18 protein-coding genes are annotated in these 16,172 nt (G+C 39.4%); 10 read left to right on the top strand and 8 right to left on the bottom strand.

Annotated elements, in window-relative coordinates:
* Positions 1-192: 192 nt before the first annotated feature.
* Entirely contained in the window at positions 193-720 is a 528-nt protein-coding gene (locus tag ACWIW0_RS04945; protein ID WP_454452442.1) for a GNAT family N-acetyltransferase, read from the bottom strand.
* An 85-nt stretch (positions 721-805) separates the two neighbouring features.
* Here ACWIW0_RS04945 and mioC point away from each other — a divergent pair, with 85 nt between their 5' ends.
* Genes mioC through ACWIW0_RS04925 form a run of 4 tightly spaced genes read left to right on the top strand, consistent with a single transcriptional unit; the run spans position 806 to position 4,479 of the window.
* Positions 806-1,249, top strand: a complete 444-nt coding sequence (gene mioC / locus ACWIW0_RS04940; RefSeq protein ID WP_454452441.1) for an FMN-binding protein MioC — start codon at positions 806-808, stop codon at positions 1,247-1,249.
* The gene (locus ACWIW0_RS04935; protein WP_454452440.1) at positions 1,250-2,095 is read left to right on the top strand and encodes a patatin-like phospholipase family protein; all 846 of its coding nucleotides are present in this window, start codon (positions 1,250-1,252) and stop codon (positions 2,093-2,095) included.
* A gap of 2 nt (positions 2,096-2,097) precedes the next feature.
* On the top strand, positions 2,098-2,295 hold the full coding sequence (locus ACWIW0_RS04930; protein ID WP_454452439.1) for a heavy-metal-associated domain-containing protein: 198 nt from the start codon (positions 2,098-2,100) through the stop codon (positions 2,293-2,295).
* Positions 2,296-4,479, top strand: a complete 2,184-nt coding sequence (locus tag ACWIW0_RS04925; RefSeq protein ID WP_454452438.1) for a heavy metal translocating P-type ATPase — start codon at positions 2,296-2,298, stop codon at positions 4,477-4,479.
* A gap of 51 nt (positions 4,480-4,530) precedes the next feature.
* On the opposite strand, the gene rraA is transcribed toward ACWIW0_RS04925, so the two are convergent.
* The 4 genes from rraA to ygfZ form a co-directional block, all read right to left on the bottom strand.
* Positions 4,531-5,031, bottom strand: a complete 501-nt coding sequence (rraA, locus tag ACWIW0_RS04920; RefSeq protein ID WP_157395592.1) for a ribonuclease E activity regulator RraA — start codon at positions 5,029-5,031, stop codon at positions 4,531-4,533.
* Positions 5,032-5,097: 66 nt separating this feature from the next.
* Positions 5,098-6,348 carry a PqiA/YebS family transporter subunit gene (locus tag ACWIW0_RS04915; protein ID WP_454452437.1) on the bottom strand — a complete coding sequence of 417 codons (1,251 nt, stop codon included), beginning with the start codon at positions 6,346-6,348 and terminating at the stop codon, positions 5,098-5,100.
* Entirely contained in the window at positions 6,345-6,935 is a 591-nt protein-coding gene (rnhB, locus tag ACWIW0_RS04910; RefSeq protein ID WP_454452436.1) for a ribonuclease HII, read from the bottom strand. The genes ACWIW0_RS04915 and rnhB overlap by 4 nt, the downstream gene beginning before the upstream one ends.
* Positions 6,935-7,825: a CAF17-like 4Fe-4S cluster assembly/insertion protein YgfZ gene (gene ygfZ, locus ACWIW0_RS04905; protein ID WP_454452435.1), complete on the bottom strand. Its 891-nt coding sequence runs from the start codon at positions 7,823-7,825 to the stop codon at positions 6,935-6,937. Before ygfZ ends, rnhB begins: the two co-directional genes overlap by 1 nt.
* A 319-nt stretch (positions 7,826-8,144) precedes the next feature.
* Here ygfZ and proA point away from each other — a divergent pair, with 319 nt between their 5' ends.
* From proA to tilS, 4 genes are read left to right on the top strand one after another with little or no spacing between them, the layout of a single operon-like run.
* A complete protein-coding gene (proA, locus tag ACWIW0_RS04900) occupies positions 8,145-9,395 on the top strand; it encodes a glutamate-5-semialdehyde dehydrogenase (RefSeq protein ID WP_454452434.1) in 1,251 nt (416 codons plus the stop codon).
* Between the two features lies 1 nt (position 9,396).
* Positions 9,397-10,248 carry a virulence factor BrkB family protein gene (locus ACWIW0_RS04895; RefSeq protein ID WP_454452433.1) on the top strand — a complete coding sequence of 284 codons (852 nt, stop codon included), beginning with the start codon at positions 9,397-9,399 and terminating at the stop codon, positions 10,246-10,248.
* Positions 10,245-10,679: a D-aminoacyl-tRNA deacylase gene (gene dtd, locus ACWIW0_RS04890; protein ID WP_454452432.1), complete on the top strand. Its 435-nt coding sequence runs from the start codon at positions 10,245-10,247 to the stop codon at positions 10,677-10,679. The genes ACWIW0_RS04895 and dtd overlap by 4 nt, the downstream gene beginning before the upstream one ends.
* A 45-nt stretch (positions 10,680-10,724) precedes the next feature.
* Positions 10,725-12,026: a tRNA lysidine(34) synthetase TilS gene (gene tilS, locus ACWIW0_RS04885; RefSeq protein ID WP_454452431.1), complete on the top strand. Its 1,302-nt coding sequence runs from the start codon at positions 10,725-10,727 to the stop codon at positions 12,024-12,026.
* On the opposite strand, the gene ACWIW0_RS04880 is transcribed toward tilS, so the two are convergent.
* From ACWIW0_RS04880 to rho, 3 genes are all read right to left on the bottom strand, one after another.
* Positions 12,023-12,316: a DUF5389 family protein gene (locus tag ACWIW0_RS04880; RefSeq protein ID WP_454447025.1), complete on the bottom strand. Its 294-nt coding sequence runs from the start codon at positions 12,314-12,316 to the stop codon at positions 12,023-12,025. The two genes, tilS and ACWIW0_RS04880, sit on opposite strands and share 4 nt — an antisense overlap.
* Before the next feature lies 1 nt (position 12,317).
* On the bottom strand, positions 12,318-13,211 hold the full coding sequence (gene xerD / locus ACWIW0_RS04875; protein WP_454452430.1) for a site-specific tyrosine recombinase XerD: 894 nt from the start codon (positions 13,209-13,211) through the stop codon (positions 12,318-12,320).
* Positions 13,212-13,356: 145 nt separating this feature from the next.
* Positions 13,357-14,619: a transcription termination factor Rho gene (gene rho / locus ACWIW0_RS04870; RefSeq protein ID WP_157395668.1), complete on the bottom strand. Its 1,263-nt coding sequence runs from the start codon at positions 14,617-14,619 to the stop codon at positions 13,357-13,359.
* A 193-nt stretch (positions 14,620-14,812) separates the two neighbouring features.
* Between rho and hslR the strand changes: the two genes are divergently transcribed.
* Both hslR and hslO read left to right on the top strand, forming a co-directional pair.
* Positions 14,813-15,226: a ribosome-associated heat shock protein Hsp15 gene (gene hslR / locus ACWIW0_RS04865; RefSeq protein ID WP_454445909.1), complete on the top strand. Its 414-nt coding sequence runs from the start codon at positions 14,813-14,815 to the stop codon at positions 15,224-15,226.
* Entirely contained in the window at positions 15,223-16,098 is an 876-nt protein-coding gene (gene hslO, locus ACWIW0_RS04860; RefSeq protein ID WP_454452429.1) for an Hsp33 family molecular chaperone HslO, read from the top strand. The genes hslR and hslO overlap by 4 nt, the downstream gene beginning before the upstream one ends.
* Positions 16,099-16,172 lie beyond the last annotated feature (74 nt).

Genomic DNA, 16,172 nt, shown 5'->3' with positions numbered 1-16,172 from the left:
ATTTAGATTATGAAGCAAGAAAAGAGTTATCTCAAATTCTCCCTATGCTAGAATATGATCAAATCATTGTTGAAGACATTGAAAAAAACTGACTTTTAAGAAAAAATCACTAGCACCTTTTAAAAAGTTAAAAACAAGCGGTCATTTCGCTAAAAAATTTTGCAAAATTTTCTGCAAATCTAACCGCTTGTTTTACAACGCCTCAACCCAAAACCGTTTCACTCTTTTGACTTGATTGAACTCAACGACAGACTCAAACTTTCCGCCGTTATTTAAAATCACCTTTTCAGAGCCTACATTACTTTCTTCACAGGTAATCAGCACCTTATCTAAGCCCAGCGTTTTTACCTTTGCTAAAGCTAATCTCAACATTTCCGAGCCGTAGCCTTGCTTACGAAAGTCCGGATGTATGGAATAACCGATATGTCCGCCAAATTGTCGCAGATAGTCGTTACTGAGATTGTGGCGGATATTAATTATTCCAACCACTCGATGTAATTGTGTATGCCACGCAAGATAGGTCGAATCTTGTACCTTGTTAAATCCCCAAGGGGTTAGATAGCCTTCAGGTTTTGCTAAATAATCCAGCCATTGAGAGAAATCACCAAATTTCTCTAACATTGCTCCGCTATCAATTGCATTATCTGAAAAAGCCTGTCGATATGCCATCACTTCGGCTTGATGAGTTTTATTTGGGACTAACAATGTGATACAGCTCATATTCTCTTTCCTTGATGCAAAACTGGTTTATTCTTTATAACAATTCTTCTAGAATAAACCGATTTTTTTACAATATGAGTATGCTATGTCGAAATCTATTTGTATCATCACAGGTAGCACCTTAGGTGGTGCGGAGTACGTCGCCGATCATCTCAATGATGTACTCACCGAACAAGGCTATCAGGTTGAGTTATTTAACCAAGCCGAATTAGCCGATATTCAACATCAAACTTCCCTTTTAGTCGTAACATCCACACACGGCGCTGGGGAATTGCCCGAAAATATCCAGCCACTTTTCCAACAACTTGCCGAAAGTAATCTTGATTTCAGCCAAATGAAATTTGGCGTGATTGGATTAGGTAGCTCCGATTACGACACTTTCTGTAATGCCGTGAATATTGTGGAAGAGGCGTTAAACTCTCTCGGTGCAACGCAAGTGTGCGAATCTTTACGCATTGATGTGGTAAACGATTTTGATCACGATGGTAGTGCTGAAGCGTGGTTACCAAACTTTATTGAGAAACTATAAATGAAAATCGGATTAGTACTAGAAGGCGGGGCAATGCGGGGAATGTTCACTGCAGGGGTGCTTGATGTTTTCTTAGATGAACAGGTTAAAATTGATAGTATTGTGAGTGTTTCTGCTGGTGCGTTGTTTGGGGCGAATTTCCCATCGCAACAAAAAGGTAGGGCTTTACGATATAACAAACAGTTTTTAAATGATAAACGTTATATCAGTTTACAAAGCTGGCTGACAACAGGTAATGTTGTGAATAAGGAATTTGCATTTTATGACGTGCCTTTTAAGTATGATCCTTTTGATAATGAACGCTTTAAGCAATCAGGCATTGATTTCTATGCGACCGTAACTAATGTGGTTACAGGAAAAGCAGAATATATCAAAATTAACGATCCTTTTGGTCAAATGGAAGCACTGAGAGCAACATCAGCAATGCCTTATGTTTCTAAAGTAGTCGAATACAACAATCAACTTTATTTAGATGGTGGTATCGCTGATTCTATTCCGATAGAAAAATGCCAAGCGTTAGGTGTGGATAAAATGATTGTGATATTGACTCGCCCATTGGAATACCGCAAAACACCATCGAATAAATTGATGAGTAAACTCTTTTATTACCGCTATCCAAATTTAGCTCGCACGCTAGATAATCGCTATCAAGAGTATAATCAAAAAGTAGAAAAAATCATTGCGTTAGAAAAACAGGGTAAAATTTTTGTGATCCGCCCCTCGCAAACTTTAGCAATTAAACGTATTGAAAAAGACCTTAGTAAAGTGCAAGCGATGTATGATCTTGGTGTATCTGATGCCAAGAACATAATGAGTAGGCTTAATCAATATTTATTGGGGGAATAATAATGGCAATTATTAAATTACAACTTGGTGGATTACATTGTAGCCACTGTGAAAAAAGCGTAAAAAATGCACTTGCAGAAGTTGCTAGTGAAGTAAAAATCGACTTAACTACCCAGATTGCTGAAATTGATAGCGATGAAACCGTCGATAAGCTAATTGACTGTATTGAAGCTATCGGCTTTGATGCTAAAGAGATCTAAATGCCTAAAGAACAACAATTTTTGCTTTCTGGTTTGCATTGTGCCGCTTGTGTACATCGTGTCGAGAAAGTGGTAGGAAAAATTCCTAATGTGGAGTTTGTGTCGGTTAATTTAGTCGATCAAACCGCTTTTATCGAAGGTGAGGTTTGCTCACAAGAGATTATCCAAACTATCACCAAAATAGGTTTTGGAGCGGAATTACTTGAGAGCGAAGAAACCCGTCGATCTAAACAACAAGCTCAAACCGCTCAGTTATTGAGAGCGAAAAAATGGCAATTTATCTTTTCTCTTGCAGTTGGAGCATTGTTAATGCTTTATGGAATGCTCGCAGAGATGCACCTTACTCCCGAAAATCAGCCGATTTGGTTTGGTTGGGCGGTTGTGACTGCTTTGACGCTCTATATCAGTGGTAAGCATTTTTTTATTGGAGCTTGGACAAGCCTGAAAAATTACTCTGCAAATATGGATACGCTCATTGCGGTAAGTACAGGGGTAGCGTGGCTTTATTCTTTTTATCTTACCTTAAACAGCCAATGGCATTCCCATCTATATTATGAAGCCAGTGTGATGGTTGTTGGTTTTGTGAATTTAGGTAAGTATTTAGAGTTAAAAGCCAAACAACGTTCTTCTTTTGCATTAGAGAAATTATTAGATTTAGCTCCGCAACAAGCGGTTGTTTTTGACGGGGAATTTGCAAAAAGTATTTCGGTAAAAGGCATAAAACCTGAAATGAGAGTGCAAGCCTTAGCGGGAGAACGCATAGCCGTAGATGGGCGTTTGGAACAAGGTGCTATTTGGGTTGATGAATCAATGCTAACAGGAGAAGCCTTACCCGTTGAAAAACATATTGGGGACAAAGTTCGAGCGGGTACGGTAGTGCAAGATGGTGCGGGTATTTATATTGCCGAACAAGTAGGTTCACAAACCGCTTTAGCTCGCATTATCAATGCAGTTCGCCACGCTCAATCAAGTAAGCCACCCTTAGCAAAATGGGTGGATAAAGTTGCCTCTATTTTTGTGCCTGTGGTTATATTGATTGCGTTATTGAGTACAGCCATTTGGCTTTGGTTAGGTAAAGAGTTTCAATTTGCGTTGTCGATTTTTACTACTATATTGATTATCGCCTGCCCTTGTGCTTTGGGCTTGGCAATCCCTCTTTCAACCATTGCTGGCGTTGCTCGATCCGCTGAGTTTGGCGTATTAGTGCGTAATATTGATGCATTACAAGCCTGTAATGAGCTTGATACCTTGGTCTTTGATAAGACAGGGACGCTAACCACTGGTGAAATGGAAGTAATCAATATTGAAACCTTGAATGGTTTTGCTCAAACTGAGTTACTTAGTTTAGTAAAAAGTGTGGAACAGCAGGCTACTCACCCAATTGCTAAAGCAATCGTAAAATTTTGCGATAATCATACCGCTTTTGAAATTGAAAATAGGGAAATAGATAAGTTACAAATTATTAAAGGACAAGGGATTATTGCCACCTATCAACAGCAACAAATTAAAGTGGGTAACCAGCAATTTGTTAATTTTACAGCGAATCTGACCGCTTATTCCCCTGCAACAACCTTTGTTTTTGTGGCGATTGATGAACAAGTTGTCGGAATTATTCAGTTACAAGATCGCTTACGCTCTGAAAGCCAACAGCTTATTCAACAATTCCAACAGCAAGGCTATTATTGTGTAATGCTAACGGGAGATCGCCAAGTCACTGCAGAGTACTACGCTCAACAGCTTGGGGTAGATCAGGTTATTGCGGAAGTATTACCTGAGCAAAAAGCTGAACAGATATTCAAGTTACAGCAACAAGGCAGAAAAGTTGCGATGATTGGTGATGGTATCAATGACAGCCCAGCTCTCGCTCAAGCAAATGTGGGGATTGCGATGTATAACGGGAGTGAAATTGCAATTGAAACGGCGGATTTATCCTTAATGCGTACAGGTTTACAGCCCCTAGCAGAGATTTTACCCTTTTCTAAACGGGTAATGCGTAATATGAGGCAAAGTTTAGTTGGAGCGTTTATTTATAACGTTATCAGTATTCCTGTGGCGGCAGGCGTATTTTATTCTCTAACTGGTTGGCTACTTAATCCGATGCTTTCTGCGATTGCAATGACGCTCTCATCTATCACAGTGGTCTTAAATAGCCAACGTTTGTTGAAATGTACATATATAAAATAGTCAATCATCTTTTTATTGAAAATCATTGACTATCTTATGTAATGTTATCACTTAATATTCCACAATCTCCTCAAAATCTAACAATTCTGGTGAAAGAATAATTCCTGTCAGATCCGCATAGACGTAGTCTTCAGGTAGGAAAGTTACGCCACCAAAATTGACAGGGGTATCAATTTCACCAATAGAGGTGTCTTCTGCACCTACTGGGATTGGTGCCAGTGCTTGAATACCAATATCTAAGGTTTCTAGCACATCAATTTGGCGTACAGCACCATTGACAATAATGCCTTCCCAGCCGTTATCTACCGCAAGTTGAGCCAATTCCGCATCAATCAATGCTCGGCGAACAGCACCACCACCATCAATTAATAAGACTCTGCCCTGACCGTCTTCTTCTAAAACTTCAGCAATTAAGCCATTACTTTCAAAACATTTTACTGTGGTAATTTTTCCGTAGAAGGTAGAGTTTCCTCCAAAGCTCGAAAAAATAGGTTCGACTACATCGACCTGATCGGAATAAATATCACAGAGTTGAGAGGTATCGACACGCATAGCGTCCTCCTTTTTATTATGAATATTGGGGTTGAAGTATAAACCTTTGCAAAAAATTGAGCAAATCTAACCGCTTGTTTTTGTATCTTGATGTTCTCGATGAATTCGCCATAACATTCTTGCATCTAAATTAGATGAAGATATCATCGTCAAAAAGACCGCAGCACCAAAATAGAACGCTGCATCGCCCACTGAAAAGCTAATAATTTGCCCACGTTCTACTAATGACATCATCAGTGCTAACACGAATAAATCCAACATCGACCAACGTCCCACAAAATGAACATAGTGCAGTAGCTTCATTTGCCAATGAATTGAGTGTTTCCAACGGAAATGGATAGCAAGTAATAAATATAAAATCACACCTACTTTGCTAAATGGTACTGCAATACTCGCAATAAATACGATTGCGGCTACCGTATAACTACCCATTGAGATAAATAATAACACACCGCTAATGAGCGAGTCTGCGGAAGTTGAACCTGCAAACTCAGTTGATGAGATGGGTAAAATATTCGCAGGGATCATCATAATCACCCCTGCAACAAGTGTTGCCCAGACACGTTGTAATTTTACACTATCAGAAATTGCTAAGTTAGTTTCACAGCGTGGGCAACGTTGTCGTCCTTTTTTATCGACAATATTTTCATCAAAAGTGTAATCACATTCAGGGCAGAGTGTTGGCTGTGATGGGTGATCGGGGGAAAGCGAATGATATTCAGGGTAAAATTCATTCCACAGTCGGTTCGGATCAATTTTGATAAACAGTAGAATTGTCAGAACAGTAGTTAATACAAAAGGAAGTAAATAAATATCAAAAGAAAGTGGAGCATATTCACGCACTTTAAATGCTGCAACCGCTAGAGCAACCAAATAAACATCAAGCATTACCCACTGTTTTGCCTTTTTGAGGAAAATCAGGGTGTAGCGAGGACGATGGCCTAATAAACGTTGTAAACGTAACGAAATCACTAATAATGCAAAAGAGATAGGCATTATTACTGAACAGATTAGGATCATAAATGCGGTATAAGGAAAGCCAGACGTTGCCATCTTCCATACACCGCCCCATACTGATGCATAAATAGGCACGCCTAGTAGATCGATATTCATCAACGGGAATAGTAGGGCAAAAGGTAATAAGATCAAAATAGAGATCGCAATAATCGTACAACGTCTTAGCCCCCAACGATTACCCGATTGCAAGACTTCATCACAATTTGGGCAACAAGCGGTCTGATTGTGCAGATCTTTTGCAATATTCACAACCGTATCGCATTCTAAGCAACGTTGTAAGTAGTGTTCTTCTTTTTTCATTTCATTAGAGCTTTAGCGACAGGAGCAAAACTTTTACGATGGAAAGGAGTTGCTCCCAATTTGGCTAATTTTTCAAAATGTAATTTGGTTGGATAACCTTTATGCTGTGCAAAACCATATTCAGGATAACGTTGGTCGAGTTCTGTCATTTCAAGATCTCTTGCTACTTTCGCAAGAATAGATGCAGCACTGATTTCAGCCACCAAGCTATCGCCTTTAACCACCGCTTGAGCAGGCATTGTTAATTGCGGAATACGATTGCCATCAACCAATACAAAATCAGGCTGAATCGCCAATCCTGCCACCGCCCGTTGCATTGCTAACATTGTTGCGTGCAAAATATTGAGTTTGTCGATTTCATCAGGTTCCGCACGCCCTAATGACCAACAGAGTGCTTTTTGTTTAATTTCTTCGGCTAAGGCCATTCGGCGTTTTTCAGATAATTTCTTAGAATCAGCTAACCCTGTAATAGGATTATTGGGGTCGAGAATTACCGCAGCAGTAACGACCGCCCCTACTAATGGCCCACGTCCTACTTCATCAACACCAGCAATAAGAGTCGCTTGTGGATAGACAAAATCGCTCATTATTTTTCTTCCAAAGAATATGGCAACGGAGCGATTGAGAGCATTACATTACCAAGGCGGAACACGCTATCTGCTTCAACCTCTTTATTCATTACCACTTGCACCCAAAGTTGCCCTTGATATTGCTGAGCGGCTAAAATTGTGCCTGTGGATTTCCAGTTTTGTTCAATTTGCATCTCAACACTTGAACTAATTTCTGGCAACGTGATTTCACCTTGAACATTACCCACTAACGTGAATAACGCTCGTTTATTTGCCCCACGATATTTTGCTCTTGCGACTGTTTCTTGCCCGATATAGCACCCTTTTGTAAAGGAAATTGCTTGATCAAGTTGCTGTAAATTTGTGGCTTGTGGTATCAATTCAAACTGATTTGCTTTATACAATAAAGGAATACCTTGTTGAATATCGAGTAAATCCCAATCGCTACCTTTCCCTGTGGTTTCTAAGGTTAAATTACCCCATAACAGATAGCGAGTCGGCTCAGTTGATATGCGACAAGCGGTTACATTTTCGTGAAATTTTGCAAAAATCTCACCGCTTGTTGTGCCATAAATCGCGTCCTCTGTTTCCGTAAAAGTTACTTTAGAAAATACAGCATATTTTTTTAATTGAATTAAGGCCTCAGGTAGCAAATCGACAGGCATAATTGCCACAAATTTTGTTGCAGATTGACGGAATAGGCGGAACAGAGCACTCATTTTGCCTTTAGGATCACAATGGCAAGTTAAGGTTTGTTCGCCTTCTGCAAGTTTTGTTACATCGCAAGTTAATTGACCTTGTAAATATTTTTCAGCATCCGCCCCTTCAATATCAATAATGCGATATTGTTCAAGCTTGACACATAAATCGGGTTGAGATGTTGTGATGAAAGAAAGTGTATCGCTCATATTTTGCTCTGTTTGTATTACGAGAATTTGTCGGAAATCATACAACGATTTTAGTAAGACAACAAATGTTGTTGTTTTGATAACCATAAAAACGGTATGCTGCCTAAAACTTTAACCAACATTGAAATCAAATTATGGCAGCTTTAGCTAATAAGGTTCTGTAAAAGACAAGAATTAGATGCCAATCTAACATATAGTGCTTGGAAATTATTCTCCGTATCTTATCGCAACAAGAAAAAATATTTTCCATAAAGAAAGGGCATAATTCATTACATCAAATATGATAAACTCCCCGATTATTTTTAAATGAGAGAATAGTATGACAACAATCACGCTTGCCAAACAAGCTAAACAAGCAAGCATTACCCTTGCTCAGTTTGGAAATGCTCAGAAAAATCAAGCCTTATTCGCAATCGCTGATGCGTTAGAAGAACGTAGTGCGGAAATTTTAGCTGTCAATCAACAAGATATTGCCTATGCCCAAACACAAGGTATTTCTCCTGCGATTATTGACCGCTTGTTACTCACGCCTGAACGAATTCAAGGAATAGCAAATGATGTACGCAATGTAGCGAAACTAGCAGATCCTGTCGGGCTGATTATTGACGGTGGCGTATTGGATAGTGGATTAAAAATCCAACGACAACGCGTTCCACTCGGCGTTATCCTTACCATTTATGAAGCTCGCCCAAATGTAACGATTGATGTAGCATCACTCTGTTTAAAAACAGGCAATGCTGTCATTTTGCGTGGCGGAAAAGAGACCAAGTTTACTAACGGTATTTTAGTTGATGTGATACAAAACGCATTGGAGCAAACAGGATTACCAAAACTCGCCGTACAAGCCGTTACTGATCCTGATCGAAACTTGCTCTTAGAATTACTTAAATTAGATCGCTATATTGATATGCTGATTCCACGCGGTGGAGCAGGATTACATCAATTCTGTAAAGAAAATTCAACAATCCCTGTGATTGTTGGTGGCATTGGGGTCTGTCATCTTTATGTGGAGCAGACCGCAGATTTATCTCGTGCGATTCAAGTGATTGCGAATGCAAAAACACAGCGTCCAAGCACCTGTAATACCCTTGAAACTTTATTAGTAGATAGGGCAATTGCCGAACAATTTTTACCAATGTTGGCAGAAAAACTCACAGCCTTAAAGGTTACATTGCATAGTGATGATTTCCCAAGTGAATTGCAAAAAAATGCCAATATCCAACCGCTTGATCTAGAGAAACTGTCGCAAGAGTGGCTCTCTTTAGATCTCAATGTGGTCGTTGTAGAAGGTATTAAGCAAGCGATCGAGCATATTCGTACTTACGGCAGTCAGCATTCTGAAAGTATCTTAACGGCGAATTACGCACTGGCTCAGCAGTTTGTTCAACAAGTTGATGCGGCGGCGGTTTATATCAACGCAAGTACTCGTTTTACCGATGGGGCACAATTTGGCTTAGGGGCTGAAGTGGCGGTAAGCACACAAAAACTACACGCTCGTGGACCTATGGGATTAGAAGCACTCACTACTTACAAATGGGTGTGTGAAGGGGATTACTTAACAAGAGCTTAATATGACATCACGAATTCTTTTTTTCATCAAACTGTTTTTGTTTCGTTCAGAGCAGAACCGCATTGCGATCTACTCGGGTTACTTAACTTATAACACATTACTATCACTAGTACCTTTGATTATGGTGGCATTTTCAATTTTTACCTTGCTCCCCATTTTCGACCAAGCCACGACACAATTAAAAGAGCTCGCTTATGATAACTTCGCTCCTAATGCGAGCCATATGGTGCAAGAATATCTTGATCTGTTTGTCGAAAATTCCAAAAAAATGGGGATTATCAGCATTCTCGGTTTAGTGGTGGTCGCAGTAATGTTAATTTCCAGTATCGACAATGCTCTTAATGAAATTTGGCACAATACCAAAAAACGCTCAGTAGTACTCTCTTTTGTGATCTACCTTGCGGTGCTAATTTTTGGCCCGATGTTTGCAGGGGCAAGTATTGCTATCAGTTCTTATATTTTCTCCTTAGAGATGTTTGAAACGGACGGTATCTTCTCATTTAGTCATCATCTTCTGAAGTTAATGCCTTTTTTCCTAATTTGGTTGTTATTTAGCTTTGTCTATCTCATTGTGCCGAATACCAGCGTTAAATTTAAACACGCTGCTATCGGGGCGTTAATGGCAGCATTATTCTTTACTTTGGGTAAACAGTTATTTGTTTGGTACATCACCACATTTCCTTCCTATCAAGCGATTTATGGCGTGTTAGCCACTATTCCGATTATGATTGTGTGGATTCATTTAAGCTGGAAAGTCGTGCTATCAGGCGGGCAAATTGCATCTGTTCTTAAAGATATGGAGATGATTAAGCAAGGCACACTAGAAAACCCACTTGCTAAGGAGACAAAATGATCGCACTTATTCAACGTGTAAAATGGGCAAAAGTAGAAGTTGAGCAACAAGTTGTCGGGAAAATTGCCACAGGTTTATTAGTGTTACTCGGTGTTGAGCAACAAGACGACCAAGCCAGTGCGGACAGATTACTTGAAAAAGTACTAAACTATCGTGTATTTGCCGATGAAAATGACAAAATGAATTTAAACGTACAGCAAGCTCAAGGAAGTTTATTAGTCGTTTCACAATTTACTCTTGCGGCAGATACGCAAAAAGGCTTGCGTCCGAGTTTTTCTCGTGGAGCCTCACCTAAACAAGCGGAGGCTTTATACGATTATTTTGCAGATCAAGCAAAACAGCGGATTACAACTCAAACGGGGAAATTTGCTGCGGATATGCAAGTAAGCCTTCAAAATGACGGCCCTGTTACGTTTTGGCTACAAGTTTAACCGCCGATAAATCGGTAAATTTTTTTGAAAAACTCACCGCTTACTATGCTAATTTCAACACTCCGCCAACAGTTAGCTATCCACACACCACAGCAAACCGATTTTTTAATCGGGTTAAGCGGTGGCGTGGATTCTGTGGTGTTACTTCATCTACTTTGCCAACTTCGTCAAGAAAACTCGCTAAATTTACAAGCTATCCATATTCATCACGGCTTAAGCCCAAATGCAGACAGCTGGGCAGAATTTTGCCAACATTTATGCCGAAAATGGCAAATTCCCCTAACCGTCTGCAAAGTAACCGTATCAGGAAAACAAGGTATAGAAGCGAATGCTCGCCAAGCTCGTTATCAAGCCATTGCACAGCATATTCAGCCCAATGAGATGTTAGTTACCGCCCACCATTTAGACGATCAAGTCGAAACCTTTTTCCTTGCGTTAAAACGGGGAAGTGGCATTACAGGGTTAGGAGCGATGCAAGCGGTCAGTTATTGGGAGAAAAATGCAAAATCATCATTTCCTATTTTCCGCCCGCTTCTTACATCACCAAAATCAACTATTCAGGCTTATGCGGCAAAGTATCGCCTAGAATGGATTAACGATGAAAGTAATGCAGATAGTCGCTACGAACGTAACTTTTTACGCAATGAAATCTTACCCTTGTTAAATCAGCGTTGGCAACAGTTTGATCAAATGGTAGCAAGAGCTGCACAACATTGTGCAGATCAACAACAATTAGTGGAAGAGCTGCTGAATGATGAGTTTCACTCACGTTTAAATCTTACCAAACAGAGTTTCAGTATTGAGAAATTCAACCTGCTTTCCCATTTAAAACAGCAACAACTGATTCGCCTTTGGCTTAAAAAGTGCCAAATGCCGATGCCAAGCGAAGTACAGCTTGAACAAATTATTACCAATGTGATTTTTGCCGAGCAAGATAAAAATCCTGAGTTTAGGTTAGCGGATAAAATGCTTAGACGTTACCAGCAACATCTTTTTGTAACTGAGATATTCTCTGACACACCACCGTTTGAACAGATTTTATTAGCAACACAGGGACAAGAATTCACCCTACCTGAAAATATCGGTACCTTAATTCGCACTAGCGATACTCTCATTTTTCGCAAAAAATCGGGGCAAACACACCGCTTGTTATTACCGCCAGAATTACAGCAAGAACCATTAACCATTAAATTAAACTATCGTGGTAAAGTGTCTCTTTATCCACATTCAAAACGAGAAGAGATGAAAAAAATTTGGCAAAAAAATAACGTGCCAGTCTGGGAAAGAACTCGCACGCCATTAGTCTTCTTTAATCAACAGCTCGTTGCAGTACTGACAACGCCTTAAACGCTTTTCACAATATAAATAAATATCCCGTAAAAGAGTATAAAACCTAAAGTGAGTAACCCTTTTGCGAGCGGTTTATTTGTTTGATAAATCTTATGTAATATTCCTGATAGTGCAAACAATACAAAAGGATAAACCCAAAATATGACCGAAAAACTATTGATTTGAAATTCACTTAAATTCGGGCTATCCGAAAACTTGGGTGAAACAAATAATGCTAATGGCCATAATGCAATGGGTAAACAGAAAAGAGCTAATGCCCAGCTAAATTTAGAAAAACCGTGTTGCATATTATCCTCTTGGGTGAAATTGTTGATGAAGTGATTTCAAACGTGCTTTGGCAACGTGAGTATAAATTTGTGTGGTAGATAAATCACTATGCCCTAATAACATCTGAACCACCCGCAAATCCGCCCCATTATTGACCAAATGTGTTGCAAAAGCGTGGCGTAGGACGTGGGGTGAAAGTTTATCACTATCAATCCCTGTTAGTAAGGCGTAATGTTTAATTCGATGCCAAAATGTTTGGCGGGTCATCTGTTTTGCTAAACGACTTGGAAATACAATATCCGATTGTGTATCGCCGAGCAAAGTGGCGCGTCCGTACTGAAAAAACTCACGCAACCAGTAATTTGCCTCTTCCCCCATCGGCACAATTCGCTCTTTATCGCCTTTACCAATCACTCGAACTAACCCTTGAGACAAACTGATATTTTCAATGGTTAGCGAAACCAACTCCGTTACACGCAAGCCTGTGGCGTAAAGTAGCTCTAACATTGCTTTATCTCGTAGTTCAATCGGATCGGCAGTGTTCGGCATATTGAGTAAATCCAATACTTGCTCTTCACTTAATGATTTGGGTAAATGAATCGCTTTGCGTGGTGATTTTAGTGTTTCAGTCGGGTCATCACTACGGTAATTTTCCATATAAAGAAAGCGGAAAAATTTGCGTAAACAGCTTAACATTCTTGCTGAACTTGATGATTTATAGCCTTGCTCCAACCGCTCACCAAGAAAGGTTTGCACATCGACATAATCTACCGTTAAAAAAGCCCTAGCTTCAGGCAACCATTGCACAAAGGCTTCTAAATCTAACCGATAAGATGCAATAGTATTTTCCGATAAATTATGTTCCAACCATAAATTATCCAAAAATTGTTCAATAATGGTATCGAGTTTAATCATATAAGCGGTGGGATTTTCTATACAAAGAGCATCGCATCATTTGGAAATAAACAAGAACACTCAAACCTGTCGTAGTATTTAGCTGTTGTACAAACATTTAATTTCTTTCATAGCACCCTCTACGAAGGAAATTAAATGTTTACCATTACGAACGTTTCATTACTTCAAAGAATTCATCGTTCGTTTTAGCCACCATCAGTTTATCAATTAAGAATTCCATCGCTTCAACTTCACCCATTGGGTTAAGAATTTTACGAAGAATCCACATTTTTTGTAATTCATCAGGTGTAGTGAGTAAGTCTTCTTTACGAGTACCTGAACGGTTAAAGTCGATTGCTGGGAATACACGTTTTTCAGCAATTTTGCGTGAAAGGTGTAATTCCATATTACCTGTTCCTTTAAACTCTTCAAAAATAACTTCGTCCATTTTTGAGCCGGTATCAACAAGAGCAGTCGCAATAATGGTTAAGCTACCGCCTTCTTCCACGTTACGCGCAGCACCAAAGAAACGTTTTGGACGGTGTAATGCGTTGGCATCCACACCACCTGATAAAATTTTACCTGACGCTGGAGTAACTGTGTTATAAGCACGAGCTAAACGGGTAATAGAGTCAAGTAAGATCACAACATCTTTTTTGTGTTCTACTAAGCGTTTTGCTTTTTCGATTACCATTTCAGCAACTTGAACGTGGCGTGTTGCTGGCTCATCAAAGGTAGAAGCAATAACTTCACCACGCACTGTGCGTTGCATTTCTGTTACTTCTTCTGGACGCTCATCGATCAAAAGAACGATCAATTCACATTCAGGGTAATTATTCGTAATGCTTTGAGCGATATTTTGTAGAAGAACGGTTTTACCTGCTTTTGGTGGTGCAACAATTAAACCACGTTGCCCTTTTCCGATAGGTGATGCTAAATCTAAAATACGAGCGGTTAAATCTTCGGTTGAGCCGTTACCACGTTCCATTCTTAAACGAGAGTTAGCGTGTAATGGCGTTAAGTTTTCAAATAAGATTTTGCTACGAGAAACTTCAGGCTTATCATCATTTACTTTATCGACTTTTAAAAGTGCGAAATAACGTTCACCTTCTTTTGGCGGGCGAATTTTCCCTTCAATCGAATCACCTGTTTGTAAATTAAAACGGCGAATTTGGCTTGGGGAAACATAAATATCATCAGGGCCTGCTAAATAAGAGCTATCGCCTGAACGTAAGAAACCAAAACCATCTGGTAAGATTTCTAACACGCCTTGCCCGAAAATGTCTTCACCACTTTTGGCGTGTTGTTTAAGAATAGCGAAAACGATGTCTTGTTTGCGTAAACGAGCTAAATTCTCTAGCCCCATTTGTTCTTCACCGATACGGACAAGCTCCGAAACAGGTGTATTTTTTAGTTCTGTAAGATGCATAGAAATGTTATATATGTTTAAGATTGGATTAAATATTAGATTAATTCAGGAATTTCAATAGAATTGAGTTGCTGAAGAATACAGCGAAATTGGCTTTTTTGCAAATTTTTTCTGAAATCTTACCGCTTGTTGCTTGAATTTTTATAAAATTCCCCCATCTTGCACGCTATTGTTTTGCTAAAGTAACTTGATAATGAAACAAAAAGAGACCGAAAACAACGATATTCGCCTAGATAAATGGTTATGGGCAGCTCGTTTTTATAAAACCCGTAGCATTGCGAAAGCTATGATAGAAGGTGGAAAAGTGCAATATAACGGACAACGAGCGAAAGTCAGCAAAATTGTTGAAGTTGGGGCAACCATTAAACTTCGTCAAGGGAATGAAGAAAAAGAGATTTTGGTTATTGCTTTAAGTGATCAACGTAAAGGTGCGCCTGAAGCTCAAAAACTTTATCAAGAAACTGAAAAAAGCATTCAAGAACGTGAGAAATTAGCTTTTGCTCGTAAAGCAAATGCACTTTCTATGCCACACCCAGATCGTCGTCCAAATAAAAAAGAACGTCGAGATCTGATTAAATTTAAACTGACTAACTCGGATACATTATGACCCAAATTCAAGCTCATCAAGATAATGATAAACTCTATCGCTTTCTTTTCCAAAATCGTGCCGTTCGTGGTGAATGGGTGCGTTTAAACAATACGTTTACTGAAACCCTTAATACTCATCACTACCCTAAAGCGGTACAAAATCTATTAGGGGAAATGTTGGTAGCAACTAGCCTACTCACTGCAACACTTAAATTTGAAGGGGCAATTACGGTACAAATTCAAGGAGATGGTGCATTAAAATTAGCGGTAGTAAACGGTAATGATCAACAACAATTTCGTGCTTTAGCTCGAGTTGATGGTGATATTGCAGATAACGCTACATTGTCTGAAATGATTGGCAATGGTGTCTTGGTGATCTCAATTATTCCCGAAAAAGGCGAGCGTTATCAAGGAGTTGTGAGTTTGGACAAACCAACTATTAGTGAGTGTTTGGAAGATTATTTTGCTCGTTCAGAGCAGTTAGCCACACAATTAGTGATTCGTGTTGGGGAGTATGCTGGACAAGCTGTCGCTGGAGGAACTTTATTACAAATCGTTCCAGATGGTACAGGTACGCCTGATGATTTTGAACATTTAGCCACACTAACATCAACAATCAAAGATGATGAATTATTTAGTTTAAGTGCAGAAGAGTTACTTTATCGCTTATTTCACGAAGAAGTGGTGGAAGTTTATCCTGCTCAACAAACTGAGTTTAAATGTGGTTGTTCAAGAGAACGTTCAGGAGCTGCGATTATGCTCGTTCCTGACGATGAGATCGCTGAAATGCTGGCTGAAAAAAATGGTGTGATTGATATGCAATGTGAATGTTGTGGTACACAATATTTCTTTGACGAAAACGCTATCAATGCACTTAAACAACAGGCATAACGAACTTCTCTTTCAAGCGGTTAGATTTTGTAAAAAATTTGCGAAATCTGACCGCTTAACGTCTATAATACCCC

The organism is Ursidibacter sp. B-7004-1, from assembly GCF_053654055.1.
This window is presented reverse-complemented; position numbering and strand designations above follow the sequence as displayed.

Excerpts from the sequence above, each read along its gene's own strand:
- ACWIW0_RS04945 (WP_454452442.1), bottom strand. The coding sequence starts at position 720 with ATGAGCTGTATCACATTGTTAGTCCCAAATAAAACTCATCAAGCCGAA.
- mioC (WP_454452441.1), top strand. The coding sequence starts at position 806 with ATGTCGAAATCTATTTGTATCATCACAGGTAGCACCTTAGGTGGTGCG.
- ACWIW0_RS04935 (WP_454452440.1), top strand. The coding sequence starts at position 1,250 with ATGAAAATCGGATTAGTACTAGAAGGCGGGGCAATGCGGGGAATGTTC.
- ACWIW0_RS04930 (WP_454452439.1), top strand. The coding sequence starts at position 2,098 with ATGGCAATTATTAAATTACAACTTGGTGGATTACATTGTAGCCACTGT.
- ACWIW0_RS04925 (WP_454452438.1), top strand. The coding sequence starts at position 2,296 with ATGCCTAAAGAACAACAATTTTTGCTTTCTGGTTTGCATTGTGCCGCT.
- rraA (WP_157395592.1), bottom strand. The coding sequence starts at position 5,031 with ATGCGTGTCGATACCTCTCAACTCTGTGATATTTATTCCGATCAGGTC.
- ACWIW0_RS04915 (WP_454452437.1), bottom strand. The coding sequence starts at position 6,348 with ATGAAAAAAGAAGAACACTACTTACAACGTTGCTTAGAATGCGATACG.
- rnhB (WP_454452436.1), bottom strand. The coding sequence starts at position 6,935 with ATGAGCGATTTTGTCTATCCACAAGCGACTCTTATTGCTGGTGTTGAT.
- ygfZ (WP_454452435.1), bottom strand. The coding sequence starts at position 7,825 with ATGAGCGATACACTTTCTTTCATCACAACATCTCAACCCGATTTATGT.
- proA (WP_454452434.1), top strand. The coding sequence starts at position 8,145 with ATGACAACAATCACGCTTGCCAAACAAGCTAAACAAGCAAGCATTACC.
- ACWIW0_RS04895 (WP_454452433.1), top strand. The coding sequence starts at position 9,397 with ATGACATCACGAATTCTTTTTTTCATCAAACTGTTTTTGTTTCGTTCA.
- dtd (WP_454452432.1), top strand. The coding sequence starts at position 10,245 with ATGATCGCACTTATTCAACGTGTAAAATGGGCAAAAGTAGAAGTTGAG.
- tilS (WP_454452431.1), top strand. The coding sequence starts at position 10,725 with ATGCTAATTTCAACACTCCGCCAACAGTTAGCTATCCACACACCACAG.
- ACWIW0_RS04880 (WP_454447025.1), bottom strand. The coding sequence starts at position 12,316 with ATGCAACACGGTTTTTCTAAATTTAGCTGGGCATTAGCTCTTTTCTGT.
- xerD (WP_454452430.1), bottom strand. The coding sequence starts at position 13,211 with ATGATTAAACTCGATACCATTATTGAACAATTTTTGGATAATTTATGG.
- rho (WP_157395668.1), bottom strand. The coding sequence starts at position 14,619 with ATGCATCTTACAGAACTAAAAAATACACCTGTTTCGGAGCTTGTCCGT.
- hslR (WP_454445909.1), top strand. The coding sequence starts at position 14,813 with ATGAAACAAAAAGAGACCGAAAACAACGATATTCGCCTAGATAAATGG.
- hslO (WP_454452429.1), top strand. The coding sequence starts at position 15,223 with ATGACCCAAATTCAAGCTCATCAAGATAATGATAAACTCTATCGCTTT.